20 protein-coding genes and 1 pseudogene are annotated in these 26,301 nt (G+C 41.2%); 11 read left to right on the top strand and 10 right to left on the bottom strand.

Features of this window, described 5'->3' with window-relative positions; genetic code table 11:
- Positions 1-113: 113 nt before the first annotated feature.
- From RMZ42_RS32805 to RMZ42_RS32795, 3 genes are all read right to left on the bottom strand, one after another.
- Positions 114-1,307, bottom strand: coding sequence for a Coenzyme F420 hydrogenase/dehydrogenase, beta subunit C-terminal domain (locus RMZ42_RS32805; RefSeq protein ID WP_322675347.1), 1,194 nt, complete (start codon positions 1,305-1,307; stop codon positions 114-116).
- Positions 1,308-1,528: 221 nt separating this feature from the next.
- The gene (locus RMZ42_RS32800) at positions 1,529-2,503 is read right to left on the bottom strand and encodes a DNA polymerase III subunit delta' (RefSeq protein ID WP_322675353.1); all 975 of its coding nucleotides are present in this window, start codon (positions 2,501-2,503) and stop codon (positions 1,529-1,531) included.
- A gap of 136 nt (positions 2,504-2,639) precedes the next feature.
- Complete coding sequence (locus RMZ42_RS32795) at positions 2,640-3,053, bottom strand: hypothetical protein (protein WP_322675346.1); 414 nt, start codon at positions 3,051-3,053, stop codon at positions 2,640-2,642.
- A 337-nt stretch (positions 3,054-3,390) separates the two neighbouring features.
- Here RMZ42_RS32795 and RMZ42_RS32790 point away from each other — a divergent pair.
- The 6 genes and pseudogenes from RMZ42_RS32790 to RMZ42_RS32765 form a co-directional block, all read left to right on the top strand.
- Positions 3,391-3,924: pseudogene (locus RMZ42_RS32790) on the top strand (PadR family transcriptional regulator); the annotation flags it as partial.
- Positions 3,925-4,051: 127 nt separating this feature from the next.
- Positions 4,052-4,909 carry a sugar kinase gene (locus RMZ42_RS32785; RefSeq protein ID WP_322675345.1) on the top strand — a complete coding sequence of 286 codons (858 nt, stop codon included), beginning with the start codon at positions 4,052-4,054 and terminating at the stop codon, positions 4,907-4,909.
- Between the two features lie 95 nt (positions 4,910-5,004).
- The gene (locus tag RMZ42_RS32780; protein WP_322675344.1) at positions 5,005-5,865 is read left to right on the top strand and encodes a 3'(2'),5'-bisphosphate nucleotidase CysQ; all 861 of its coding nucleotides are present in this window, start codon (positions 5,005-5,007) and stop codon (positions 5,863-5,865) included.
- Positions 5,866-6,271: 406 nt separating this feature from the next.
- Positions 6,272-6,586, top strand: coding sequence for an RNA recognition motif domain-containing protein (locus RMZ42_RS32775; protein WP_292779617.1), 315 nt, complete (start codon positions 6,272-6,274; stop codon positions 6,584-6,586).
- 123 nt (positions 6,587-6,709) lie between these two features.
- Positions 6,710-6,904, top strand: coding sequence for a 30S ribosomal protein S21 (gene rpsU, locus RMZ42_RS32770; protein WP_069073011.1), 195 nt, complete (start codon positions 6,710-6,712; stop codon positions 6,902-6,904).
- Positions 6,905-7,874: 970 nt separating this feature from the next.
- On the top strand, positions 7,875-8,807 hold the full coding sequence (locus tag RMZ42_RS32765) for a polysaccharide deacetylase family protein (protein ID WP_322675343.1): 933 nt from the start codon (positions 7,875-7,877) through the stop codon (positions 8,805-8,807).
- A 196-nt stretch (positions 8,808-9,003) separates the two neighbouring features.
- Here RMZ42_RS32765 and RMZ42_RS32760 read toward each other — a convergent pair whose 3' ends face one another.
- Positions 9,004-14,442, bottom strand: a complete 5,439-nt coding sequence (locus RMZ42_RS32760) for a translocation/assembly module TamB domain-containing protein (protein ID WP_322675342.1) — start codon at positions 14,440-14,442, stop codon at positions 9,004-9,006.
- 767 nt (positions 14,443-15,209) lie between these two features.
- Complete coding sequence (locus tag RMZ42_RS32755; protein WP_322675341.1) at positions 15,210-15,410, bottom strand: hypothetical protein; 201 nt, start codon at positions 15,408-15,410, stop codon at positions 15,210-15,212.
- Positions 15,411-16,050: 640 nt separating this feature from the next.
- Between RMZ42_RS32755 and RMZ42_RS32750 the strand changes: the two genes are divergently transcribed.
- Complete coding sequence (locus RMZ42_RS32750; RefSeq protein WP_322675340.1) at positions 16,051-17,304, top strand: DUF4912 domain-containing protein; 1,254 nt, start codon at positions 16,051-16,053, stop codon at positions 17,302-17,304.
- 85 nt (positions 17,305-17,389) lie between these two features.
- Positions 17,390-18,316 carry a phosphodiester glycosidase family protein gene (locus tag RMZ42_RS32745; RefSeq protein WP_322675339.1) on the top strand — a complete coding sequence of 309 codons (927 nt, stop codon included), beginning with the start codon at positions 17,390-17,392 and terminating at the stop codon, positions 18,314-18,316.
- A 304-nt stretch (positions 18,317-18,620) separates the two neighbouring features.
- Here the strand turns inward: RMZ42_RS32745 and crtR are convergent, their stop codons facing one another.
- Complete coding sequence (gene crtR, locus RMZ42_RS32740) at positions 18,621-19,682, bottom strand: beta-carotene hydroxylase (RefSeq protein WP_322675338.1); 1,062 nt, start codon at positions 19,680-19,682, stop codon at positions 18,621-18,623.
- Positions 19,683-20,445: 763 nt separating this feature from the next.
- Between crtR and RMZ42_RS32735 the strand changes: the two genes are divergently transcribed.
- Positions 20,446-20,868 (top strand): lysozyme inhibitor LprI family protein, encoded by a 423-nt coding sequence (locus RMZ42_RS32735; protein ID WP_322675337.1) that lies wholly within the window; start codon positions 20,446-20,448, stop codon positions 20,866-20,868.
- Between the two features lie 184 nt (positions 20,869-21,052).
- Here the strand turns inward: RMZ42_RS32735 and RMZ42_RS32730 are convergent, their stop codons facing one another.
- Genes RMZ42_RS32730 through RMZ42_RS32720 form a run of 3 tightly spaced genes read right to left on the bottom strand, consistent with a single transcriptional unit; the run spans position 21,053 to position 24,078 of the window.
- Positions 21,053-21,760, bottom strand: a complete 708-nt coding sequence (locus RMZ42_RS32730) for an actin-binding WH2 domain-containing protein (protein WP_322675336.1) — start codon at positions 21,758-21,760, stop codon at positions 21,053-21,055.
- A 42-nt stretch (positions 21,761-21,802) separates the two neighbouring features.
- Positions 21,803-22,507: an actin-binding WH2 domain-containing protein gene (locus tag RMZ42_RS32725; RefSeq protein WP_322675335.1), complete on the bottom strand. Its 705-nt coding sequence runs from the start codon at positions 22,505-22,507 to the stop codon at positions 21,803-21,805.
- Positions 22,508-22,530: 23 nt separating this feature from the next.
- On the bottom strand, positions 22,531-24,078 hold the full coding sequence (locus RMZ42_RS32720; RefSeq protein ID WP_322675334.1) for an FAD-binding oxidoreductase: 1,548 nt from the start codon (positions 24,076-24,078) through the stop codon (positions 22,531-22,533).
- A gap of 89 nt (positions 24,079-24,167) precedes the next feature.
- On the opposite strand from RMZ42_RS32720, the gene RMZ42_RS32715 reads away from it, so the two are divergent.
- Both RMZ42_RS32715 and vapC read left to right on the top strand, forming a co-directional pair.
- A complete protein-coding gene (locus tag RMZ42_RS32715; protein ID WP_322675333.1) occupies positions 24,168-24,401 on the top strand; it encodes a hypothetical protein in 234 nt (77 codons plus the stop codon).
- Positions 24,398-24,805, top strand: coding sequence for a type II toxin-antitoxin system tRNA(fMet)-specific endonuclease VapC (vapC, locus tag RMZ42_RS32710; protein WP_322675332.1), 408 nt, complete (start codon positions 24,398-24,400; stop codon positions 24,803-24,805). The genes RMZ42_RS32715 and vapC overlap by 4 nt, the downstream gene beginning before the upstream one ends.
- Before the next feature lie 601 nt (positions 24,806-25,406).
- Here vapC and RMZ42_RS32705 read toward each other — a convergent pair.
- On the bottom strand, positions 25,407-25,793 hold the full coding sequence (locus RMZ42_RS32705; RefSeq protein WP_322675331.1) for a hypothetical protein: 387 nt from the start codon (positions 25,791-25,793) through the stop codon (positions 25,407-25,409).
- Positions 25,794-26,301 lie beyond the last annotated feature (508 nt).

The following is a 26,301-nucleotide window of genomic DNA, read 5'->3' as shown; positions in this document are numbered from 1 at the left end:
CAGGGGAGCAGGGGGAGAATAACTCCTAACTCAGCACTCATTACTCATTACTCAACACTGTTTTGCCCAATGCCCAATCCCCAATACCCAATCCCCAGTCCCCAATCCCTCTTCTATTCTGGTAATTTATATTGCCCCACAATACGCTTGGCAAACTCTGGAACGTGCGCTTCTAATTTCTCTGGATGATTTCGCTTTACATACAAATAATTCCGGGTAAAGTGAGAATCAATGGAAAATCGCGCATATTCTAGACCCTTGGGGCCGATTTTTTCGATTACCACACCCATCAGTTTTGCTGCCCACATCGGCAGGGTAACGCCTTTATCGTAAGCGGGAATACTTTGTTGTACGGCTTCTTTTCGGTTGCCTTTAGACGTTACTGGTTGGGTGTCTAACTGGTCTTTCACTAAATCTAGCATTTCCTTACCAGTGTCATTTCTAACTACAATCCATTGCCAGCCGAAGGCTGCGCCCATGTAACCAACAACTAAGTCGGCTAGGGAGTTGACGTAATCAAAGCAACTCATACAGGATGGGGCAAACACATCTTTGAGTTTGTTAGTCTTCAAGCCAAAGAAAGGCACGGTTTCTGATGAGCCATCTTCATGTTTGAAGTGAACCCGAAAGTCTTGCATAAATTCGTAATGCACAACTGTATCAGGCGATCGGCTGGTGGTTTCTAAGAATTTTTGCAGTCCGGCGCGGTTAACATTATCTACGCAGGGCGTACCCAAAACATACAGCTTTTCTAAACCAAGTTGTTTTTCTACGGCTCGTAATGCCTGAATTTGGCAACCAACACCAATTACCAACAGCCGCTTCATTCCCGATTTTTCCACCTGTTCTAATATGGAAAGGTTCGGAGAAAGTGTTGGTTTATTTACTCGTGCTGCTAGTATTTCTTCTGGAGTCCGGGCGATGACGGGCATCGGTTGAAAGCGGTCTTCTTTGGTGTTTTGCACGCAGACTACACCTTCAACTAAGCCGCGATTCAGCATTTCAATGGCAATGCTGCTCACAATACCCGTCCATTGTGCGCCTTCGATGGGCTGCTGTTTCTTGGCCGCTATCATGTCTTGATGAACGCCAAAGTAGAGTTCATCGGGGTTTTCAAGATGGCGCGATCGCGTGTGTGTTTCTTCTTCAAGTTCGCCTATTTGCTGATTAATAAAAGCGCAAGCTTCCTTGACATAGTGAATATAATATGTATCGCATAGCCCACACTCGCTACAGAGTTCTTTGGCTGGGCGGCGGCTAGTAGGTTTTAAGGCTCTGGCTTTTTTGTGAGGAGAAACTGAGGTCATATAAACTTTTTGTTTTATCCAGGAATCGCTTTTATTACAATACCTTCACTCGCTATGAACTTGACGATAGAGGATGAACTAGACATTGTAATATTTTGAAACGCAGAGGGACGCAAAGTAAACGCAAAGTAACGCAGAGTTTTTACCTAATTTATTTTGCTACGAATTAATTAAATATTGTACTGAGGCTTTGATGAGGAACTATAGAAATACAATCGCACTCAGCGATGAGTAGAAGAAATAGAATTTGATTTTTGATACACAGATAAAAGCAGACATTCCCAAACTAGTCGCGGTTGAGCGTAAGCAAGCAAGTATTTTCGAGATTCTTCTAGCTGGTTAATGATACTAGGTTGATGCCACTGCTGCCAGTAAAATTGCTGAAGATAATCAACTAACCACAGTTGTGCTTCTGTATCTAAATCCTTATCAATTTTTTTGGCTAACTCTAAGGCGTTACGGTAAGATTTAGGCGCTTTTTTCAAGTCTCCGAGTAACTCATCAGGAATAGCTTGTAATTGCTTGTAAGATGCGATCGCACTTCCCGCACTACCAGCTGCTATGCTCAATACTGCCTGATTTTGCAAAATTTCCTGATGCCCTGTTTGTGTGAGTACAACAGCTAAAGACTGTGCATTTAAGCGATAAAAAGGAATGCGTTGACAGCGTGATACCAAAGTCGGCAACACAGATTCAAGTGTCGGTGCAATCAAAATTAACGTTGCTTGTCCCGGTTCTTCCAAGGTTTTAAGTAAAGCATTGGCTGCGGCTTCAGCCATTGTTTGGGCTTCTTCCAGCACTACCACATTCCTTGGCGCTTCTAAAGGCGGACGACCTAAAAACTCGGTAATTTCCCGAATTTGCTCTAGTCTAATTACAGGCGGTGCTTTACGCTTCAGTCCTTTTTCGGCTGCTTCTGCTGCTGTTAATCGTTGTCCCTGATATTGGTACGTTGGTTCCACCCACAATAAAGCTGGATGGTTCCCCTGACGCAAACGGTTTTGTAAAGATGCAGTAACTCCCATCCCATTAGAAAATAGCAATTCCACAAAGCATCTGGCTGCTAAACTCCTGCCTACACCATCTGGCCCCACAAATAAGTAGGCTGGAGGAACCCGGTTTTGTCTGACAGCCTGAGTGAGTAATTCTATGGCTTGCTGTTGTCCGATAACTGGTGCGAATGGATCGTTAGTCATTAATCGACGTGACAGGACAATCGATATGCCATAAAGCCAAAATACCTCAGCCTTTGGTGGCAGTTGGTTGATGAGTGCCCAAGTGCTGAGTACAATTCTTACTTTTATACTCAGCACTGTTTGGGTAAATTAGCAATCAAACCTTAGACGTGAGAAATTTGGATATCTCCGCGTGTGCCAACACAGCACCAGGTTCGCGCTGGAGAGCGTTGTAATACTTTCTCTCAAAGGTATTACCGGTCTCTAACGGTACAATGAGTGTACGGGCATCAGCAATCAATTTTTGGAAATCGTCCAACAATATCGGTTCATCTGCTTGGAGCATTTCATCAACTTGCACAACCATCTCAGAAATGCGATGTAGCCAAGCAAATTGTTCGTGAGCGATAACTAGCTGAAGAAGTTCTGCACTTGATACTCGTCCGCTAATCTGTTCGTAGGCAATGCGTTCTGTCTCCAGCAACATCTTGTGAAGGTGGAGTAATTTGTTTCGTAAATCACGCAGATATTGATGCTGACGTATTCTTTCTGTAAGTGTGTTAGAAGTCAATGTTACTTATCCTCTCGTTACAATAGTCTTCAATGGCTTAAGTAATTTCTAAGCATTGAGAATTGGGTATTGGGATTGGGGAAGAAGTGACAGATAACAGGTGATAGGGAATAATCTGTACCCTGTAACCTTTAACCTATTCCCTTCTTCTCCCCCATGCCCTGGTGAATGGAGTTTTTTATCTATTTGGTTTCCTTGCTAAGAAGCATTATAATGAGCATATCTTTTTATAACCGTTATGTCTTATATCTGATTAATCATATATTAGCATAAAATTATAAGAAGTACACAGTGTAGAACCGAGCGAGAAAATATCAATTATGGGAAAACCATCTTCATGTCGCTAGCAAATGTAATTTTAGGTCTTCTTCAGCAGCAAGAAATGACGGGCTACGACCTCAAAACGAGCTGCTTCGATCAATGCATTGCCCATTTATGGCCAGCAGATCAGGCACAAATTTACAGAACTCTCGATAAGCTAGTTGAGCAAGGCTGGATTACCTGTAACATTGAGATTCAACACGATCGCCCCAACCGCAAAGTCTACAGTGTGACGGAGCTAGGGAAAGCGGAATTTAGGCGATGGCTAGGGATTCATCAGCCCTTACCGACTATTAGAGAACCTTTACTCGTCCAGTTGCATTTTGCAGATCAGTTGTCGAATGAAACCATCATTGACCTACTAAAGCAACAATTAGCGGCTCGAAGCAAAAAGCTGGCTGAATGTGAAACCATCGATTTGCCATCAATCGGTGATGAATCTGCCAACCGCAACCAGGTGATGCAAAGGCTGGTGCTGGAGTTGATCATCCGAAGAGAAGAAACTTATATTGATTGGTTAAAGACAGTAATCGAAGTTGTCAGTCGCCAAGAGCCATATCCATTTACCAAGAAAGAATTCAGGAGTCAGGAGGTCACTGAGCGACTTGCCTTGAGCGAAGTCGAAAGGAGTCGAAGTGAGCCAGAATTCTCCAATTGAATTTTGAACGAAAGAGCAGATGAATCGTGGATTATTTGTAGGTTTAGTAACTTTAGATTTGATTTACCTTGCTGACTCTCCCCCTAAGAATAATCAGAAGATTGTCGCTACTGACTATACTGTAGCGGCAGGGGGCCCAGCAACAAACGCGGCTGTAACTTTCAATTATTTAGGAAATCAGTCTACAGTCTTAGGTGTAGTAGGTTCTCACCCAATGACGCAGCTGATTCGAGATGACTTGGCAAATTACAAAGTTGCGATCGCAGACCTTGAGCCTACTACTGATTTAGTACCGCCTGTATCTTCGATTATTGTCACTCAAGCTACAGGTGAACGCGCTGTGGTTTCGATCAATGCTGTCAAAACTCAAGCTAGCAGCGCCTCTATCCCGCCAGATATTTTGCAGAATGTCGATATCGTACTGATTGATGGACATCAGATGGTGGTTGGTGATTCCATAGCTCAAATGGCTAAAGCCAATAATATCCCAGTAGCGATCGATGGTGGTAGTTGGAAGCCTGGATTTGAGCAAATTCTACCGTTTGTAGATTACGCTATCTGTTCAGCTAATTTTTATCCCCCCAACTGCCAGACTGGAGAAGACGTATTTAGCTATCTCAGTGGATTTGACATTCCTCATATCGCCATTACCCACGGACAAGAACCAATTGAATACTTGAGTGGCACTAAAACTGGTATCGTAGATGTGCCGCAGATTCAAGCAGTTGATACGTTAGGGGCTGGAGATATTTTCCACGGTGCTTTTTGTCATTACATTTTAAGCCAAAGCTTTACTGATGCACTGGCACTGGCAGCTAATATTGCTGCTGATTCCTGTAAATTTTTTGGTACTCGGCGCTGGATGGATTTAAGATAATTCGTAATTCGTAATTCGTAATTTGTAATTAGTTAAACTAAGTATCGCTGTGCGCCCCTAATCACGTTATGCATATTTTTAGATAGGCCAAATTAATGAAAGATTTACAAGAAATATTAGCGATCGCTCGTGAGGTAGGTTGGGGCGCAGCAGATATACTGCGATCGTATTACCACGGCACAGCAAAAGACCCTGATTTAGAAATCCAATATAAGCAGAATGAGCCTGTCACTGTTGCCGATGTAGCTGTAAGTCAATACATTTTGCAGAGGCTACAAGCAACTTTGGGTAACGAAGATTTTGCTTACATCAGCGAAGAAACTTATCAATCGTCAAGTAGTGGTATACAGGCTTCTGCCCCTTGGGTATGGATAATTGACCCTTTGGATGGCACGCGAGATTTTATCAAAAAAACTGGCGACTATGCAGTTCACATTGCTTTAGTCAAAGAAACACGCCCAGTGTTGGCAGTGGTGGCAGTACCAGAGGCTCAAAAGTTATATTACGCTACCAAAGGCGGGGGTACATTTGTAGAAACCTGTAACGAATCTGTTCCTTTACAAGTGTCTTCAGGTAAACGAATTGAGGATTTAATCTTAGTCGTTAGTCGCTCTCACCGCAACCAACGGTTAGATCATCTGCTACAAAATTTACCCTGTCAAAATCAGAAATCTGTGGGTAGTGTAGGCTGCAAAATCGCCACCATTATCGAGCAACAAGCAGATATCTACATTTCCCTTTCCGGCAAGTCTGCGCCCAAAGACTGGGATATAGCCGCTCCAGAATTGATTTTAACAGAAGCGGGTGGTAAATTTACCCACTTCGACGGGACTCCGTTGGAGTATAACACTGGTGATATCAATCAATGGGGAGGTTTGCTAGCTAGTAATGGTGAATATCACGAATTACTATGTAAAAAAGCAGAAGGTATCCTAGCGCAGTTTGACCATAGCTAACGGGATACTGGATGATGAATATTTTTTAATTTGCTTTAATTTGCTTTTAAAACAGTCGATCGTGGTATGATTAATCTGATTACGAATAATAATCTTTACCTGTTAGTCCACAGCTTAATTTTGAAAACACTAAATATCTGGGCGATCGCGAGTTAATTACGATTTCCGATTAAAAGTGTAACTTGATATAGTACAACCGAAAAAAAGCCAGTCTTTAGAAAGTCTGCAAACCGTCCTTAAAGGTTTGATTTGTGAATAAAATTCACTATCAGACAATATTCAAAGGCTGAATGCTGTGCTACACTCATGGACATAAAGATTATTTTCGGTTGAGTAACTCGTTTTGATTTCTAAAAACCGTCTCTCCGAATTTAACTCTCTACACTCCCTGAATTCGGAGATTTCTATGTCAATTTACGTCGGAAACCTGTCCTATCAGGTTACAGAAGATGACCTAAAGCAGGCTTTTGCAGAATACGGAACAGTAAACCGTGTTCAACTCCCCACAGATCGGGAAACAGGCCGGCCGCGTGGGTTCGCTTTTGTGGAAATGGAATCAGACACACAAGAACAAGCTGCCATTGATGCACTTGATGGCGCTGAGTGGATGGGACGTGATTTGAAAGTGAACAAAGCTAAACCTCGTGAGGAAAGAAGCAACTCCTCTCGCGGTAGCTGGGGTGGCGGTAATAATGCCCGCCGCAACAACAATCGCTACTAAGTCGATTCCTGAAAATTTCACATTTAGAGTCTCCAGCAGATAAAGCCAAAGGCTCCATTCTGCTGGAATATTTTATTTGGTATCTAGTCTTGAACTATTCATCCATATTAAGGAGGAATGAGAATGACACAAGTAGTTCTAGGAGAGAATGAAGGTATTGAATCAGCCTTGAGAAGATTTAAACGGGAAGTTTCTAAAGCAGGAATTTTCCAAGATATGAGAAAAAAGCGTCACTTTGAGACGCCGATAGAAAAAGAGAAGCGTAAAGCAATTGCTAGGCACAAACAACGTCGTCAACAACGTTCTCGCTTCAATTAAAAGTCCAAGCAAATTTGCCCTTCGATTTGACATCTAGCCAACATCTCTTCATTGTTGCCATAGCACTGGCAAGCCACAAGTAATTAGCATACACCAATCAATAAACAACATTGTTCGTAGTATCGCAGTATTGACTTTCGGCGCTACTGAATTATATGGCAACAGCCAAAATGGTTAGGACATTAACAGATGATAAAATTTAGACACAAAAAGGCTTTTCACCCAGTCCCCAGTCCCTTGCTATACATGTTTTCAATTGCGTGAAGTATGGGCTTACAGCTAGCTATGCGCCCATAACTAATATCGTGTCCGGTAAAGACTTATCATTAATCCCGCAGTTCTTGCTGGGGGCTTCTTAGTTGGAGAAAGAGGAATTTATCTCGTTTCTGCATAGATTACGGGAATTATAACTAATTAACCGGACATGATATAATATCATGTCCGGTGAAAGACTTATCATTAAGAACGCAGGGGGCAGGGGGCAGGGGGAAAGAGGGTTTTCCGGTTTCTGCATAGATGACGGAAATTATAACTAATTAACCGGACATGATATAACTTGTACCTGATATGATGTCCGTTAAATTCCCCGTAGTAAAAGCACCCCACCCCCAACCCCTCCCCGAAGCAAATAGTGAATAACGACTACCTAGCATTTCTCCAGGTTACGGTTATACTGCTATCATTGCTGGCTCTACTGGTCAGCTAAATTTACTGAGTGTTATTTTATTCAGGGTATCTGGGTGGCAAATTAGTACTAACTAAATTGAGACATCCTTTAGCTGGAATGTTTCAAGGTATTTTATTGTTTTCTTTTTTCTTTCAGCAGTAGATATATTAATTACAACAGGCTAGGAATAATATCAAGTCCGGGTAATTCCAGTTTAATAAGTAATCACGCGGACATGATATAAGGTATGGGAACATCAGGGAGAAACCAATCCCCAATAACTAATATTTGAGGAGATTTAATGTGTCTAGTCGTAAATTATCTTTGTTACTGAAAATAATAATTGTTTTATTGGTTACTGGTGCTAGTAGTTTAGGTATCAGCTTGCTTTTAACCACAAGCGGATTTGAGCATTTGTTAGGAATTCTCAAGCCAAAAAGCGAGAGTGCTAAAGCGAGTCATAACAAGTTGATGAGTGCAGATGCACAGAATATAAATCCAGTTACAGAACAGATGAATGAAGTGCCAAAGGCATTTCAGGGAGCAATCGTTTATCAAGGGAAACTAAAACCGAATGAGAAAGTTATTGCCCTAACTTTTGATGATGGCCCCAGCCCCAAAAATACAGCACAGATTTTAGAAATCTTGAAGAAAAATGATATCAAAGCCACATTCTTCATGATCGGGGAAATGGTGAAATATTTTCCTCAAGTTGCCAAGCAAGTGGCTGCTGATGGTCACATAATTGGTAATCACACATGGCATCATTGGTATCGTCATATGGACTTAGCTACTGCGGCTAGTGAAATCGATCGTACAGCAGAAATCATCTACAAGACTACTGGAGAGAAAACTACTCTATTTCGTCCTCCTGGGGGCTTTCTGAACAATGGGCTAGCCGAATATGCCAGAAACGAGAAATACGCTGTCATGATGTGGTCAGAACAATCGGGAGATGCTGAACGTCGTTCGCCTCAAGTTCCAGGGCTGGTTAAAAATGTGCTGAAATATGCAAAACCCGGTGCAATTGTCCTGCTGCACGATGGAGGCGGCAACCGTTCTAAATCTGTCAAGGCTTTACCAGAAATGATCGCAGGTTTAAAAGCCCAAGGCTATAAATTTGTGACAATTCCCCAACTACTGGAAATACAAGCCCAAGAAAAAAGTGTGGAGACAGCAGCATCACCTGTGGTAACAAATCAGGAAGATCCAAACCAACAGCTTAATCATCAGTGATATCCAATACGGTTCGGTTAAGGTTTTTTGATGAAAATTATTGCTCGTCAAAGACGCGATAAATCGCCGTCTCTTGCCTTGACCAAACAGTATTGAGTGATATCCTGTCCAGGTAATTAGTTAGTTTATCGACCAGCAATGTGATTGTTTCGACTAACAATGGGATTGTGTCGGCTGACAATGCTAATACAGCAATCTAAAATCGAGTTTCATACTCAACTTGGAGTTGATTTTCATCCCCCACATCAGTTGAGCCTCGCATCAGAATTTCGTCATTGACTCGATAGAGGACATTGAAACGGAAAGATTCATCGCTAGAAAGAGCGCGTGATAAAGAGGCAGAGAAATTTTTATTAATATCAAACACACCTTCCGCTGATAAATTCAGAATTGAAGCTCTTGATGTTTTTGATTCATCATTATTAATCGATGGAGTCGGAAATATCCGAAATTCACTGAAACCAACAGCTTGTCCGATCGCAGTGATAGTTCCTTGTAAACTACCTAAAATGGTAGAACTAGCGAAATTAGTCAGCCCTTGGCCTGCATCTGCTTGACCGAAAGAACCCAGAATTGAGCCACCCAGCAAAGCAACTATTTCTCCTTTGCTACGGCTAGGTTCGCTCGTCAGTTCTAGATTGTCACCCAATTTGCTAGCTGGGCCGTTCACCCTCGCTTGAACGGTAACGCTACGTAAAGTCCCAAAGTTGTTTACAGAAACATCGCTGACTTCAGAAGACAATGGTGATTCCAAAGTTTGAGTGTTCCTTGCTGATGCTTCCGGTACAATTGCCGTCAGTCGGACATCCAAAGTCGGGTCAAGTCCTTGACTTGGAGTAAACCGCGCAGTTTGTTCGTAGCCCCGCGCCAAGGTAAACTCAGTGGAAAATAAGCTCAGTCGTCCTCCTGTCAAACGAATGACTCCTTCAGGAAGCGGTTTGGCTAATGTACCATTAATGGTCAAGTCGCCTGTTGCGTCAAACCTCAATAGGGGCTGACTTAATGCCGCTCCTCCTGGTACAAAGCTGAGTAGGGACTGAGTTGTAACCCGAATATCTTTGCCTAAAATCAACTTTAAATCTGCAAACGTTACAGGTAAGTTGGGTGGAGTTGCAGCGCTAGTGCTTGCGTCTGTTGTCGCCACTGAGTTAGTGCTTCCATCCACTGTAACCACTGGGTTAGTGCTTCCATCCACTGTAGCTACTGAGTTAGGGTTATTCTCTGCTGTCGGTGTGGCGTTAGGGTTAACCTGTTGTCTATCTAGATTTATGACCTTAGTGTTAGACTCTGCTGTAGCTGCTGATTTTTTAGCCGTAGTAGGCGAGTTGCCAATAATTACCTGACCATCACTCAGTTGAATCTCTCCGCCAATTACAGGTTTTAAGGCTGTGCCGCGAATCACGACATCGCCACCAACACCACCTTCATACAGTCCTGCAAGCTTAAAATTGAGTTTGTCTGCGATTGATACTGTCAGGGGATTCGCTGCGGCTTGTTGAGCATCAAAAATTGGCAAGATGCCTGATGCAGTGACTTGCCCTTGATTGTAATTACCTTGGATATTTTCAACGCTTACCGTAGTACCATTAAATAGTGCTGTTCCTGTGACATTCGTGAGAGGATCGGATAAGGCTTGAGCGCTAAAAGTTGCATTATTAAATGTGGCGTTGCCGTTGATAATTGGTTCGGTTAAAGTACCTTGAACATTTAAATCTACTTTTCCTTGACCGTCTACCCAAGCGACTTGATTGTTGGTCAACAGATTTAACAGTGCCAATCCTTCATTTTGCACATTGGCGTCGATGTTGATTTGATTGCTATCAGGTTGCACTTTGGCAAAAGGCAAAGGAGCAGGTACGCTACCTGTAATTGCAACTGGCTGGGTTCCTGTTACTAGTAAGGTACTATCAAAATTCAAGCGAGCTTTGTTGTAATCAAAGTTCACCTCTCCTGTTCGCACGGGTTGTTTGTTAAGGGTCGCATTCGCTAGCGCCACTTTCCCTTGAACTCTGGGGTCTTGCAAACTACCTGCTAAAGTGGCATCAGCATTTACATTACCAGTGATATCTACGGGGTATTTTTCGATAAAAGGCTCTAAAAGTGATAGAGGCAGACTGGCTACATTCAACTTTCCAGATACTTGCTCAGTTCCTAACTGTCCTGAAAACGCCACTAGTCCTCGATTTATCCCCACACTCAAGGGTGAAAGGGTGACGATACCATCGGCGAAAGTACCTTGAGCAACGACTGGATTGATGGAATAATTACCCCATTGCCAGTTAGCACCTTGAAAATTAAAGCCAACATTCAACCCAGATTTTAACGAGCCATTGGCTGTAATTGCTCCGCTTAAAGCACCTGTTAATTCTGCAAGGCTGGGTAAAGATGCGGTTTGTTTTTTCTCTACTTGCTGTTCTTTGGCGATCGCTGTTGTAATATTCGAGAAATATGCTAACTGTGTTTTCAAATCTGCATCCGGCAAACTGACAGGCTCAGTTTCCAGTACTTCGGCTCCTGCTAACGTCGGAGGCTGCAACCCGGTACTGAGGTCTTTAAAATCGAAGATATTAAATGCTTGTAAGAGTCTCTGGATTTTCGCTTCGGCAAAATTAGCTTGGAATTGAAATTGCGGGTCATTCCCTGCTTGCACATTACCACTGAGAGCGATGTTGCTATCGCCAATCCGCAATAGACCATTAGCCAAGCTAGCTGTACCATCAGCATAATTGATGTTGCCGCGAAATTCATCGGCTGCAACTCTGGCAACGCGAGGTGCTGCGATCGCCACATCTCCCGCAATGGCATAATTATTCAGATTGACAACTAAATTACCCGATAATTGCCCCCCCAGAGGTTTCAATTGATTGTTAGGTAAAAAGCCGCCAACCAGAGCAATGGGAAACTGTTGGGCGTTGATTATCAAGTTATCTCCCTCAGTTCTACCCGTAGTAACTGCTTCATCGCGTTTAACTAAAAATGAAGTAGGACGATAATCTGCGCCTAAGTTAAGCGCAATCCGATCTTGTTCCCCAGCTAATCGCAGACTTCCTCCTTGTCCGCCTTGAAAATTCACGTTTCCAGTTAAAAGTCGGTCAAACGCCAAGTTACTCACATTGAAATTCCGCAGCCGGATATTCCCATTAGCTTGGGGTACATCTGGAGTTCCTGTAACTTTTCCATTAAAATCAAGTCGCCCTGCTATTGCTACGTCCCCAGGAACTTTAAAACCAGTATTTTGTAGGTTGAAATTCTGCGCCAGTACATTTAAATCAAATCCGGCAATTTGGGGTGCGCCAGTTGGGGGAGACTGAATAGCGATCGCACCATTAGCAGTAAATCCTGCGGTAGTTGCGTTTTCAACGATAATCTGCTGTCCATTCCACTGAAATCTTGCAGTCAGCGGTTTTGCCAGCTGTGCTACTCCTTGGGGAAGGCTGATTTGTCCGGCGGCGCGAATATCTGCAAGTTGGAAAGATTGGGTTGTGCCTGCTAACTGAATATTGCTATTCAGCCGTCCTCGCAGTTGTGGTGAGAAACGGTTGAGTTGAATTTGAGAAGTTTTGACAGATCCTTGCCAGCGTTGTTGTGCAAGTTGACCTTGAGCTGTGATTGTCCCACCGGCGACGTTCACAACCGCATCGGGAAAGACGATATTCTCTCCTTGTTTGGTAACAACAACTCGTCCACTAGTGGGATAGGTGGCACTAGGCGCTTGCACCCGCGCTACTGTTTGCAGATTGCTCAGAGTGCCTGAAATATCAGCATTTGCCGAGACATTCCCAATGGTAATGGAGGGTGAGGAATTGTAGGCTTTGGCGATCGCATCCCCTGGTAAATTTCGTGCTTGCACATTCAACGCTACCCTACCTTGAGGTGCAAGCTGAACTCGTCCGCTAGCTGTGACTTGTCCTCCCACCTCTGGATTTGCTTGAACGCGAGAAACGTTGACATTTAACGGTGTACCCAAAGAACCAGAAATTTTAGCGTTCGCAGATATACCACCAACATTAATCGGAGTTGAAATGCCGTAACCTTGAGCGATCGCATTTCCTGGGATACCTTGAGCTTGAATATCTACGCCTACTTCACCTTGGGGAGCCAATTGAATTTGACCATTGGCGGTGATTTGTCCCCCGGCTGGCGGCGTTATCTGAACATTGGAAACATCAAGTTTTAAAGGCTGTTTGCGAAGTGAGCCAGAAATTTGAGCTTTTGCGGAAACATTCCCCACTGCGATCGGTAGAGTAACGCCATAGCTGCGTGCTAGTATATCTCCTGATATTCCATCAGCTTGAGCATTAAATATTACCCCATCTTTAACTCCCAAATTAGCTTGACCGCCGCCGGTAATTTCACCACCAGCGGCGGGGACTATTTTCAGATTGGAGACAGTAAGTTGAGATGCAGTTTTGGATGCATTCAAGCGGAAATCAGTGTTGATAGTATTAAATTGAACGCGATCGACTTGAATCGGTTTGGTATTACTTACTGTACCGCTGACTACTGGTTGCTCAAGTGCGCCGCCTACCTGAATTTTTGCCTGAATTTCGCCACTAGCTGGAACTGACGAATTTACTTTCAATGTATCTAAGATATTTTTCGCAGTAACAGGTTTTATCAGAGCAGAAACATTAAAACCTGTTTGAGTATTGATTGTTCCATTAGCCTGAATGGGAATTTTACCAAAGTTTGTACTCAGATTATCTAAAGTAACTGTCTGACCTTGAAATAGAAATTTCCCATTAAAATTAGAAACCGGCTGAGGAATATTTTGGATTTTCGCGGTGATTTGATTAGCTGTAGCTGTTCCCGTAATTGCGATGTCTGAAAGTTTGGGTGGAATCTGAACTCCTAAGTCAGCATTTAAATACCCTGCTTGCAGAGCGATCGGCAACTGAATTAATCTAGTGATATCGGATGCTTGTAAATTTTGGGCTGAAAGTTGCAGGTTAGTTTGTTGAGCTTTTACTTGGGTTTCGCCAACAATTTTAGCAGCGCCTCCCCTAGTGAATTGAGTATTGAAGTCATAACCGATCCTTTGATTTCGATCGGAAAATCGGGCAATACCACCAACTCGATCTAATATGACTGAGCCTTTGGGTTTAGTCAGTGCAGTGAATGGCATTAACTCTACATTGCCATCTTGAATTTGAAGTGACTGCAACTCAGTTTGAATAAAACCTTGTCCCTCTCCAGCCTTAACTTGGGCTGTCACCCAACGACCATCTTTATCTTGTTGAATGTAGACATTGGGTTGAACTAAGGTGACATTTAATGCTAATTTTCGGCTAAGAAGAAGTTGCAATGGCGAGAACTGCACATCCAAAGCTTTTGCTACCACCCGATCTGCATCGGTGGGAGTGGCTGGTATCGATAGAGAGCTAAATCTCAGACTAGAAAGCGAAAAACGTTCAACGTTCCCAACTTTTACTGGACGCCCCAGTAATTGCTCAAGATTTTGCTGTACTAACGGTGCTAAATCTTTATATACATAGTTTCTAGCCCACCAAGCACCAACTATAATTCCAATTAGTAAAACCCCACCTAGAGCCAAACTGGTACGTCCTAAAAGCAGGAGCCACAGACGACGATTAGATGGTTCCTGATTGTTTTCTGAATTTGGCGATCGCGTCATGATTGTTAGTACTACCAGTAATTTTTCTGGAGTGAGGCTAGAGACAAATTAGTTAGTTGTATCAGCAAGTTACAATTTATGGTTTCACAATATCAGGACTTACGCAAGAACTTTGTGGCAAGCTGCTTGTATTTTCGAGGAGAGGCTGCGCCAATAAGACGCATTTGCGGTGCGTCTATGCTATTTTATGATTTTGTGTAATTCCTGAATTTATTTCGATTAATAATTTTCACCAGACGTTAGTTTTGTTCGTTTTGAGATTTGGAAACTTTGCTGGTATTAGGAAAATTATTTAGAATCTTATGTGCATCTTCAAAATAATTGGTATAAATACTATCTTTCACTAAATCAGTAATATTTTATTAAATGACTTTATAATCGCTCCTGTATATACAACCCTGGTTATAAACTTTAACTTTCCAGAATCTAACTTAGTATAGATGACAATGATAATTTAGCCTTCCGTTATTCATGAGGCAAATGTATATACGAACACACTTACAAAATATCTATAAATAAAGCTTAGAGGATGTTTGAAAAGTGCTATGTTGTGTTATTCAAATTATTACCCCCCTTAATCCCCCCTTATAAAGGGGGGAAACAAGAAAATCCGGTTCCCTCCCCTTTATAAGGGGAGGGTTAGGGTGGGGTAAAAATAATCGAGAATAACTACATAATCTTGAATAACAACACATTACTAACAAGATTCGCTACTTCTCTACAAAGTAGCGAATCTGAGCTTTTCGATTACTGTTTTGCAAACCCAATCAATCATTATCAGATGGATCGTCAATCATTTCTGGTACTAAAGCTGGGTTACTTCTACGTTCTTGTGGTGATTGCTCTCGAATAACATCATCTATTCTTGCAGGGTGTTTGATTTTGTCTAGTACCTCTGGACTTAATTCTGATGGATCGCCTTCTGGATTAGACTTTTCAGCTTGACTAGGAACTGTTTCCTTATTCATAACTATTTCCTTAAACCCTAAACTTATATGCCAAGCTTAAGTTCTTCTATGGTGGGCTACACACTATCTTGGGACTTAATTTCACATGAAGAGTGGGTGAAAAAGGCGATCGCTTAACGAAACTGAATAAAGGCGTTAGTCACCAGAAATCAGTTGGCTATTTTGAACCAAAGAGTTGATAGTGCAGCGTCTTTGGCTTTGCTCATAAATTCTGACTTCTGAATTCTTCTTCAAGAATTGGGGTTTTTGGCTAACTCAGAAAGCAATGTCAATATTTCATGACATTCTGTCCATAGGTAGCTGTAATTGTCATAATTTCATGACAATAAGATCCCAGAAGGGCTGATAAATTCGTGAAACAGTCAAAAAACCTACTTCTGACCCCTTGATCCCTAGATATGCTTAGTGGTTAATATAGACTTAACAAACAGAAATCCTCCGATCCCAAAGAAATGCTAATTTCAGCATTATGAGGAATTGAAAGGATGTTGGCTCAATTTAAAAACAGATTAAAAAACTTAAAAACTGGGCAAAACCAGGAGTCAGGAATAAGAAATTCATCTGGAATGGATGAGATTTTACATAGCATTCTTTAACCAGGGGAAATCATTTACCGCTTAAACTACTGGAGGCCAAATTAATGGCAAAAGAACGCCCGCCACTAGAGGAGATGACCTTACGCCAACTACGCAAAGTTGCTAGCGAATATAGTATCTCTCGCTATAGCCGAATGCGTAAATCACAACTGCTGACATCAATACAAGAAGTCCAGCGTAGCAAAAACTTACTCAGTCCATCTCGTTCATTGGAGGCACAAGAAACCGTGGAAGCTGCAAAGTTTGAATTAGGTCAGGAAGATCGTACTGGTGGATCTTTAGCTGATGTTGATGAAGGACTGGCAGATTTGCCTTCTGGCTATGGTGAAAGCCGGATTGTACTTTTACCGCGCGATCCTCAATGGGCTTACACTTACTGGGATGTTCCCAATGAACACAAAGAGGAACTGCGTCGGCAAGGCGGACAACAACTGGCACTACGGATTTATGATGTCACCGACATCGATATCGAATACCAAAGCCCACATAGCATTCAAGAATATCCCGCTGATGAACTAGCTAGAGAATGGTATTTACCAGTTCCAGTTAGCGATCGCGATTATACGATCGATATCGGCTATCGTGCTGCTGATGGTCGCTGGTTAGTACTAGCTCGTTCTAGTAAAGTACACATTCCTCCTGTCTATCCTTCTGACTGGATTGAGGATGTCTTCGTGACTGTAAATTTTGAAGAAGATTTACGTGGCAAAACTCAGTACGAACTAGTTCCTCCTGCCAAGAAAGTTGCAGCTACCGCCAATGGCAATGTTGTTGTAAATGGTAACGGCAACCCCATCTACGACGAAATATTTGGTTTAGCAGAATCTGCCGAAGCACAACGGGTTGCTGGCTCTATCTTCGGCTCCCAACAAGGTGCAGTGCGTCCCGAACAAGCTATTAGCTCTTACATTTTCCCATCAGGTGTGGGTCTGTGGGCAACTCCCACCGTGTCTGGTTTAACCGCTTCCGGTGCAGGAATGTCAGGTGTTGGCTTCTCGGCTTCCGCCGTACCAGTGCGTCCGCGCCAGTTCTGGTTAATTGCCGATGCTGAGTTGATAGTCTACGGTGCAACTGAACCCGATGCTACTGTAACTATTGGTGGCCGTCCAATTAAGCTGAATCCAGATGGAACATTCCGCTTCCAGATGTCCTTCCAGGATGGTTTAATTGACTACCCAATTTTGGCTGTAGCTGCTGATGGTGAGCAAACCCGATCGATTCAGATGAAATTTAATCGTGAGACACCATCTCGGAATACCAACACCAAAGAAGAAGCTGTCTTAGAATGGTTCTCTTAAGTTTTGGTTCTGAGATTGACTCCAGACTGAAATTTTAAATTATTCCCCGCTATAGTAATTCTGTAGCGGTTTTTTTTGTATTATTATGTTTACAAAAAAATTATTTTTGTTATTTATTTTGATAATCAGTGCAAGCTTATTATCAGGTTGTCAAAAGATGGAAGCAAATTTAGTTCCAAAAGCGTCTAAAACTTGCCCTGGCAAAGATGCCAAGTTCAGTATTGATTTTTTTAAAACCAATAATCAAGGTAAAAAAAATCCTAAAGGTATTAACAATGTGATTATTTTTAATCCCAAATCAGCAGAATTAGATTTCAAAGTTAATGTTGGTCTATCTCATAAACTTTACGCCAAAGATAGTAGAGGTAAACTGCGTAAAGAATATGTAGCAAAACAGTTTCGTGAACTTATCGCTGATGAAAATGCCAAGTTAAACGGACAGCTACCCATTGCTGCAATTAATGCCGACTATATAGATACTGATGATAAACCCCAAGGCTTAAATATTTCTCGTGGCGTAGAGTATTCAGGAGCATTTAAAAATAAACGTTCTTCCTTTGGCATATCAGGAGGTACACCCCAGCAGCGACAGGCTACTATTCAAGCTGGCAGAAGAACGAACGATATTCTCAATTACAATTTAGTGGGCGGTAATGGCAGATTCTATCGTCAAGGTAAATTTAAAGATATTTGTCAAGATTTGGGAGAATTTGCTTGTAAAAATGCAACTAATCGCTCTTTGGCAGCTATCACGAATCAAGGCTATGTAATCTTATTAGTTAATGACTTGAAAGCTAATTCTCAGATTGAATTATCTCAACTTAATCAAGAGTTACTGCCAGATATGTTTGATAATGTCTTAGAAGGTATTGCTAGCAATAACTGTTTAGGTAAGATTCAAGAAGGGATTTTATTTGATGGAGGTATGTCTCCAGGATTGTATTACAACCAGAAAACTTATGTAGAAAATCTCGGGCCGATTGGTTCAGTTTTTTTGATTTACAAAAAATAAAATAGTTATATAGCAAGGGACTGGGGACTGGGGACTGGGGACTGGGGACTGGGGACTGGGGACTGGGGACTGGGTGAAAAGCCTTTTTCCTCGTTCCCAGTCGGAGACTGGGAACGAGATATTGGTTATTGACCAATAATATCATGTCCGCTTGATTGCTTATTAAACCCGAAGAACCCCACCCCGCCAAAGCTGTGCTTTGTCTCCCCTCCCCGCTTTTCGGGAGGGGTTGGGGGTGGGGTTATTTTATTATGGGTAATTTGGCGGACATGATATAACTAATGACTAATTCACGAGTTAATGCTTATTTAAGACTTTGTAATTCATCTTGGTTTTGAGTTTTTTGATGAGAAAAGCGAATTCCTACAAAGATGTCGTAAATAAACTCTAGAAAGTCTTTCTTTTGTAGCAACCCCGAAGTTTGATAACAGCCTTTTTCATCTAACAAAGGCTTCATCAGATAGTATGTAGACTGATACTTGTACCAGGGAATACAAGTCCATAAATGATGAATTAAATGGTAGTTTTGACCTAAAATCAGGATGTTAAGAATTGGGCTAGGGTATACACGAGCATTTTTCCAGCGATCGCGTTCAACAAAGGGACGATGAGGCAAATAATCAAAAAATAAGCCCAGTATTAATCCCACTATACCAGAAGGTACAACCCAAAAATTGAGAACGTACATTAAAAAATGATATTGAACTGAGATATAAAAAATTGCAACAACAATTAAGCGGCTAATTAACCATTCCCATAGCTCATATTTGCGCCACAGTCGCCGTCGAAAGAAAAACACCTCATGGGACAAGAATCGAAATGCAATCATCCACAGCGGGCCACCCGTAGAAACAAAATGATCTGGGTCATTTTTGGGATGGTTAACATGAGCGTGATGCTGCAAATGTACTCGTGTAAACACTGGAAAAACGAACCCTAGCATCAGGGCGCTACCATGACCTAGTATGGCATTAATGACTCGATTGCGGTGAGCAGATTGGTGACAAGCATCATGAATTACTGTTCCAGCACAATGCAAAGCAATAGTGTTAGAAACAAAACACAGCCAGTCTGGCCATTGCCAAAGCCAGTAACCGCAATGAGATGACACCAGTACTGTCACAGATGCAAAAAACAGTAGTAATGTAGGATTGAAATCACCAGGAGGCGCTAACAATTCCTTTGGTGGAGCTTTCAGTAGTTTTTCTGCTTTTGAAGTTACTGTTATTACTTCTGGATCTACTACGTCTTTAAAGATGACTTCCAAGTTGTTGCCATTTAGCTTTTTATAGTCATCAACGGCTGGGTCGATGATGATTAGGCTTTTGTCCGGGATGTCAAAAAAATTAGGATCTAAAGAGGTCATAATTTTCCTGGTCTTGATTCGTTGATAAAATAAGTTTGAAATCCCAAACTCAGCCAGCACAGAATAGATTTCTTGCCCCGATTAAAGAGATGAAAAGATTGAAAATTTAGCCAATACTCTTCTCTATTCAAATTAGGTATGGACTGTAAGAGATAGGGAATAGTAAGAATTTTTGAATTCCTTGCTACACTACACGCATAAACAAAATATTTAATTTTTCATTTTGAGAGTTGCTCCTGTTACTCAATAATGCCAGCAACAACAGCATACATAGATTTTGGTTTGATATCGACATTTATCGATTTGCCCAGTCAATGTTTTTTGCGATGTGCTGAAATTGTGCTTTGTTATTGCTTTTGTGAAAAGCAATTTTCAACAATATAAAGAATACAGTTATTTTAACGATCGATGCAAGAGTTTTATCGGTATTTGGCGTATAATAAAAATATTTTAGACACAAAGATCATACTTCTAACAAAAATATATATTTTATTTGCTTAAATAAAAATTTCATCCCTTGCTCTGGATGATGCAATAAGTATATATACTAGCGATCGCTTATCTTCTTTCGATTTCATGCAGTTGCTGTCTTCTTCTTTTAACCAAAACTCCATCGCTGGAGTTTACTGGTAGGCAAAATAGGGAAAGCTTCGTGCAAACCATGACACTTCTTTGTGGAGCATACCACTTTCTACTCTGATTCTGAGTTCGAGACCACCAAAAAGCTCAAATTTCTATATTATTTAAGAACAAAGATTTTGCTATGCGTCAATTATTACTAGTTTTGTCCAGCATACTAACTTTCAGCAGTTTAAATCCCCTCGCCATGACAATAGCAGGCACAACGCCTGATTTATCTGAAATGCGCTTAGTTCAAAAGCTCAACTGCAATAATCCTCAAACTCAAGCAGCAATTAATGAATGTACGAAGTTGTCTTATCAGAATGCAGATAAAAAACTGAATCAGGTTTATCAACAAGTGATATCTTCATTAGAAAGGCCTAGAAAACAAAAATTGATTGCGGCACAACTAGCATGGATCAAGTTTCGAGATACCAATTGTGAGTTTGAAAGAAGCAGTTATGAGGGTGGAAGTATTGCCTCTACCATTTATTTTGGTTGTTTGGAAGATACTACAAAACTGCGTACTCAACAATTACAAGAATATTTAAAGCCCTCACCCTAAATCCCTCTCCCAAGCTTGGGAGAGGGACTTTGAAATTTGCATTTGTGTAAGAGGTTTATTGAGTCTCTGACTCAATGAATGCATTCCCAGGCAGCTGCCTGGGAATGAGGAAAATTTGATCAAGTTAGGTTTTTATTAACTATTAGTTGTCACTGGAAACTAGACTAATTATCTTTTTCTGAGATTAACGCAAACCTAAAATTTCGGAAATCGCCGCTACAATATCCAAATAAAAGTTGCCTTTCACTGCGCGAAACAATTCAAATTTAGAGTCAGGCGCACCAAAAAACGGTCTGAGAAACCATCCTAATTGCATACCAACAAAGGCGTAAAGCAATAACCAGGATCTTAAAATAGTGGTGCGGGTTTTTTTACCAACTTCATCTTGTTGAGAAAGTAATTGCATTCCTTCATACAGGAATTTAACGCCAAATATACCTGTAATACCAAAAATGAACACATTCAGCAGTTTAAAAAATTGATAAGAATCGGGTGTCGTTATAAGAAAAAATAGCGTAACGGGTGCCAAGCTAAATAAAAGTACGCTAATCACTGACACAGATGTGAGTAATACAACGAAATGCTGTAAAATACTGCTCCGAGAACCAAACAAAACATTAAAAAAGAACAAAGTTGGGAAACAAATAATCAGTGTGATTAAATAGAATACCGGAAGCTTAATAGCACCCGATAATGCCTGTCCCCAACTGTGGGATGCACCGATAATTGCTCCATAAAGGGCAAAAAATATAGAACTAGTTACGAACAGAGAACTGATTTTATTTTGTAATCTGATTCCCTGACGAATTTCTTCTAAGAATGACTGGCGATCGCGCAGTAAATTAACTAAAACTCCAAATTGTTGAATTCCGCGATTTTGCTTTTTCAGCATATTTTTTTATTTTGTATATTTTGGGGAATTGCTAACGATTAATTAACGGAATCCAAAGAGATAGCTAAGAGATTTAATCACGCTTAAATAGAAATTACCCTCTCTTTCGCGAAATAGTTCAAAAACAGAACCAGGTGTGCCAAAAAACGGTCTGAGAGTCCATCCTAACTGACTGCCTACAAAAGCGTAAAGAAATAGCCAAAATTGCAAAATTTTCTGGCGGGTTTTACTACCTTCATCATCTTGTTCTAAAACTAAACTCGTAGCTTGATATAAAGATGAAATACCAATAAATCCAGTGATGGCAAAGATAAAGACATTTAACAAAATTAAAAATTGGTAATTATTGGTGGTAATTAAGAAAAACAACGTGATTGGAGCAAAGCTAAATAAAAGTACGCTGGTGACTGAAACCGCAGTTAAGACTAATGCTAAATGCTGGGCAAAACTCCGTTTGGAACCAAAAATAATGTTGGCAAAGAACAACGTCGGGATGCAAATCAAAAGTGTGATTAAATAAAGGGCTGGGAGTTTAATGGCAGAAGATAAAGCTTGCATCCAGCTATGGTATGCACCAATGATTCCACCATAAGCAGCGATAAATAAGGAACTGCAAACTAGCAGCGAAATGATTTTATTTGGTAATCTCGTACCTTGACGAATTTCCTCTAGAAAACCTTGGCGATCGCGCAAGAATCCAATCAGCACTGCAAAGTATTTTATTCCTGAAGATTTACGTTCTATCATGTTATCCTCACACCGATATTATTCTAAGTTTCATCTGAGTAATCACCGCCAGAACCATACTTACAAGCATCAATCAAACGATGCCAATAATATTGTTGTTCGTTCGGTTGATTCTTAATCCATGTTTCTAGCATTGGACTTAGTGAAAGCAAGGCAGTGTATACACCTAAATTACTGTAATGTAACATCCAATCTAACAAACTTGCCAAACCTACTTGCGGAATTATCTTGACAACTATTCCAGGATGATATAAACCAGTTTTTAACAGTGTTTGCGTTAGTGCCGAAAATTGCACTATATCTTGTAAAAATGGTTTTAACACTGGCGTACCCAACTGTTGCATTTCCTCAAATACTGCTGAGAGTAATTGGTTAATTTGATCTGGGGCAATTTTCTGATTTACACCAACACTCATCGCCCTTTGAAACAACCAGGTAACAGTCAAACTTGGCTGATAAGGTTGCAGCAGTGTTAACGCTTTTGCAGATAATTGTTCTGTTTCTAGCGCTTCGTCAATGCCATAAGTTAAACGCTTGAGGTGACGCACCATTGCCCCAAAACCTCCAAAACTCAAGGGAGATTGACTACCACTGCTATCTCCGGCTGGGAGAATGCGATTCCAAGGGGTTTTTAGCGGACTTTGGCGATAGGTAGGAAAGAAACCAAATAGTGCCCGTTGAAATTTCAGTTTGTTTAACTCCACTCCCTGATATTCTGGTAACAGACGCAGATATTCCTCAAATAAAGCTTCTAAACTCAAACGTTGAGGTTCTGCATCCATGTAGGTAAATAAGTAAGTGGTTCTGCCATCCCTGGCTGGAAAGGCTTCCCAGAAGTACTGGCATTGATTTTGCAAAGATGTAAATGATAATAATAAATCGCCTGAGTTATTTTCTGGAAAACCTTGAGCGCAACTTCCGACAACCAAGCACAGTGCGTCTGGTTTTTTGCCTTGGCGTGCTTGTTGGGTGATGGGTGAAAAATGTCCCATCGCGTCGATTAATAAGCGAGTTTTGAATTGGTTATTTACCATCACCCCGTCGGGATGAACCATCGCTTCGCTAAAAGGTGTGTTTTCTAATAACTTTCCACCAGCGGCGAGAAATCGGGTTTTCAAGGTAGCTAGTAGATAAACTGGATCTACGCCGATATTCAAGACATCCTCTACCCAAACTTCTGTACCGCCAGCAAAACTAACTCGTGCTGGGTTATATTGAGTGGCGATCGCACTTGCTAATTCATCCTCTGTTAGCAAGTTTAATTCCACAAACACATCTAATTCTTTGCGAGAAATATTCCATTCTTGTTCTCTCCCCCGCAAAATACCCCGTTCCAGCAACGCCACCCGCAACCCCTTCACCGCCAAGGCGCAACCAATTAAAATGCCTAAAGTGCCACCGCAGATTAGCACATCGAAGTCTACAACGCCTAAAGGCTGTTGACTTTCTTTAACTAAGGTTGGTACTGGTGCGGAGTTTTCGCGCACAGATGTTAAGATGCGATCGCCTTGGCGCAATCCTTTTAAAACATCGCCGGGTAATTGGGAAAGAATTTCTTCAGTTAAAGACATTTTGGAAAAATTCGACTCTACATTCCAAAACTACCTGAGAATGAAGAAAGTAGATGCGATATTATTTCTTTTATTAGGATAAAAATACGATGGATAGTATAAAAATCCGGTCGCATGTGGGTAAAGATGGTATTTTACATTTAGATATCCCAGTAGAAATGCCAGATACAGAAATTGAAGTTACGGTAACAATTCAAAGAGTTACACCAGAACAACGGGGCTGGATGCCTGGGTTTTTTGAAGAAGTAATTGGTGGTTGGGTAGGAAAACCGCTAGAACGGGCAGAACAGGGAGAATACGAAACTAGGGAGCCGCTATTTTGATTTATCTGCTCGATTCTAATGTCTGTATCCGCTTAATAAATAATAGTAGTCCTGCGGTAACAACTCAACTGACATCCCAACAACCAGAAGATATTTTAGTTTCTACAATAACCCAATTAGAACTGTACTATGGTGCTTATCGTAGTGCCCAACAAAAGAGAAATTTAGAAATATTGCAACGTTTTTTTAGTCAGTTTATTATTCTACCTTTAGACCCAGAAGCCGCAAGGATAGCAGGGAGAATTCGGGCTGAGTTAGCAGCTAGTGGTACGCCGATTGGCCCTTATGATGTGCAGATTGCAGCTATTGCAATGGCGAATAATTTGATAGTGGTTACGCATAATACAAAAGAATTTGGTCGGGTGAATGGGTTGCAGATTCAAGATTGGGAGGAAAAGAGTTGACCAGCATTGTAAGAAATTTACCAAAGGTATGGATAAAAACAACTCTAGGCCACTGCGTAAGGCTAATCAATGGTAGAGCTTACCTAAGACATGAACTATTGACTGCTGGCACACCCATTACTAGAATTCAAAACCTCAATGGAGGCAATAATTGGTTTTATTCAGATTTAGTTCTACCTAATGAGAAATATTGTGATGCAGGAGATTTATTGTTTGCAGTCGGAGAGGATGTTTTAAAAGTCCTCTTGTTGGTATCGAAAAGTTCTAGATCCCCCTAAATCCCCCTTAAAAAGGGGGACTTTGATTCCATTTCCCCCCTTTTTAAGGGGGGTTAGGGGGGATCTAAACGTGCCTAAAATCACAACAAAACACTTTTAAAACAACCTCTGAGAGAGACAGACTTCAACTTTAGTTCAAGGCAGGGAGAGGTTCGTCGAACTCACGATAACTTAAAAATCGCAGGCAATAATTTATTAGACATAGTAGTGAAAAAGAATGTAGAGACGTAGCATTGCTACGTCTCTACAATGATTCTAGATAACACATATTTAATTTCTGGAGATGTCTATTCATTTCCAAGTGTTGGGACAGATGGAGTAAATCAGTTCACTTTTTTCCAAGTCTCAACAACTACTGTACCTGGAACGGTTGCGATAAAAACGATTTCCTTGCCACCATCAACAATGACACCGCTATAAGTACTACCATCTGAGGTTACTATCTGCACCGTACAATCTTGTTTAACACTATAGGTTCCTGAGCCTGTTTCGTTTGTACGTACAGTACCGTCAACGCTAGCACCACCTATTGATTGAAAATTTCCCCTTCCATCAACCTTAACTAAACCAACGCTAGCTATAGGCGATCCTATGATCGTCCCAGTCGCTTTAAATCCATAGCTACCTGTTATGGTTGCATTATTACAAGAAGGCGCAGGTTCGGCGTTCACCTTTTGAGAGATAGCGTCTGAAATGGTCAATGCTGACACAGTACCAATTATTAACGTTGTAAAAAAGCCTTGGATTTTAAAGTTCATTAGATTCATGTAATCAAGACACCTTTGCATAAATATTGATATAAGACTTATGCACAATACAAATTAATCATGGTATTGAATTTACCACAATAGGTAATTTCAATCTTTGATTAATTATTCTTGGACGCCTAAAGACTGTTAATTTTCTTTAACTAATTGTGGTGTGGGTGCGGAGTTTTCGCAGATGTAAGGATGCGATCGCCTTGGCGCAATCCTTTTAAAACATCGCCTGGTAATTGGGAAAGAATTTCTTCAGTTAAAGACATTTTGGAAAAATTCGACTCTACATTCCAAAACTACCTGAGAATGAAGAAAGTAGATGCGATCGTGGCCAGGTAAATCGTAATTAAAACTCTTAATTACGAACTACTAACGGCTTAGGGATTTTAAGACCTCTCCCTGGTTTTATCCCTCTTCTGTCACTTTCCGACATAAGCAAGTAGTAAATAACTGAAATTAT

The sequence above is a fragment of the Nostoc sp. DedQUE05 genome (genome assembly GCF_034530955.1).
Taxonomy (GTDB): Bacteria; Cyanobacteriota; Cyanobacteriia; order Cyanobacteriales; family Nostocaceae; genus Nostoc.
Note: the sequence above shows the minus strand (reverse complement) of the source record. Positions and strands in the feature narration are given on the sequence as shown.

Coding starts and splice junctions, on each gene's coding strand:
- RMZ42_RS32785 (WP_322675345.1), top strand. CDS start 4,052: ATGAATCGTGGATTATTTGTAGGTTTAGTAACTTTAGATTTGATTTAC.
- RMZ42_RS32755 (WP_322675341.1), bottom strand. CDS start 15,410: ATGAATAAGGAAACAGTTCCTAGTCAAGCTGAAAAGTCTAATCCAGAA.
- RMZ42_RS32730 (WP_322675336.1), bottom strand. CDS start 21,760: ATGCTGAAAAAGCAAAATCGCGGAATTCAACAATTTGGAGTTTTAGTT.
- RMZ42_RS32775 (WP_292779617.1), top strand. CDS start 6,272: ATGTCAATTTACGTCGGAAACCTGTCCTATCAGGTTACAGAAGATGAC.
- RMZ42_RS32720 (WP_322675334.1), bottom strand. CDS start 24,078: ATGTCTTTAACTGAAGAAATTCTTTCCCAATTACCCGGCGATGTTTTA.
- RMZ42_RS32735 (WP_322675337.1), top strand. CDS start 20,446: ATGCGTCAATTATTACTAGTTTTGTCCAGCATACTAACTTTCAGCAGT.
- RMZ42_RS32760 (WP_322675342.1), bottom strand. CDS start 14,442: ATGACGCGATCGCCAAATTCAGAAAACAATCAGGAACCATCTAATCGT.
- RMZ42_RS32805 (WP_322675347.1), bottom strand. CDS start 1,307: ATGACCTCAGTTTCTCCTCACAAAAAAGCCAGAGCCTTAAAACCTACT.
- RMZ42_RS32725 (WP_322675335.1), bottom strand. CDS start 22,507: ATGATAGAACGTAAATCTTCAGGAATAAAATACTTTGCAGTGCTGATT.
- crtR (WP_322675338.1), bottom strand. CDS start 19,682: ATGACCTCTTTAGATCCTAATTTTTTTGACATCCCGGACAAAAGCCTA.
- RMZ42_RS32715 (WP_322675333.1), top strand. CDS start 24,168: ATGGATAGTATAAAAATCCGGTCGCATGTGGGTAAAGATGGTATTTTA.
- rpsU (WP_069073011.1), top strand. CDS start 6,710: ATGACACAAGTAGTTCTAGGAGAGAATGAAGGTATTGAATCAGCCTTG.
- RMZ42_RS32750 (WP_322675340.1), top strand. CDS start 16,051: ATGGCAAAAGAACGCCCGCCACTAGAGGAGATGACCTTACGCCAACTA.
- RMZ42_RS32780 (WP_322675344.1), top strand. CDS start 5,005: ATGAAAGATTTACAAGAAATATTAGCGATCGCTCGTGAGGTAGGTTGG.
- RMZ42_RS32745 (WP_322675339.1), top strand. CDS start 17,390: ATGTTTACAAAAAAATTATTTTTGTTATTTATTTTGATAATCAGTGCA.
- RMZ42_RS32800 (WP_322675353.1), bottom strand. CDS start 2,503: ATGACTAACGATCCATTCGCACCAGTTATCGGACAACAGCAAGCCATA.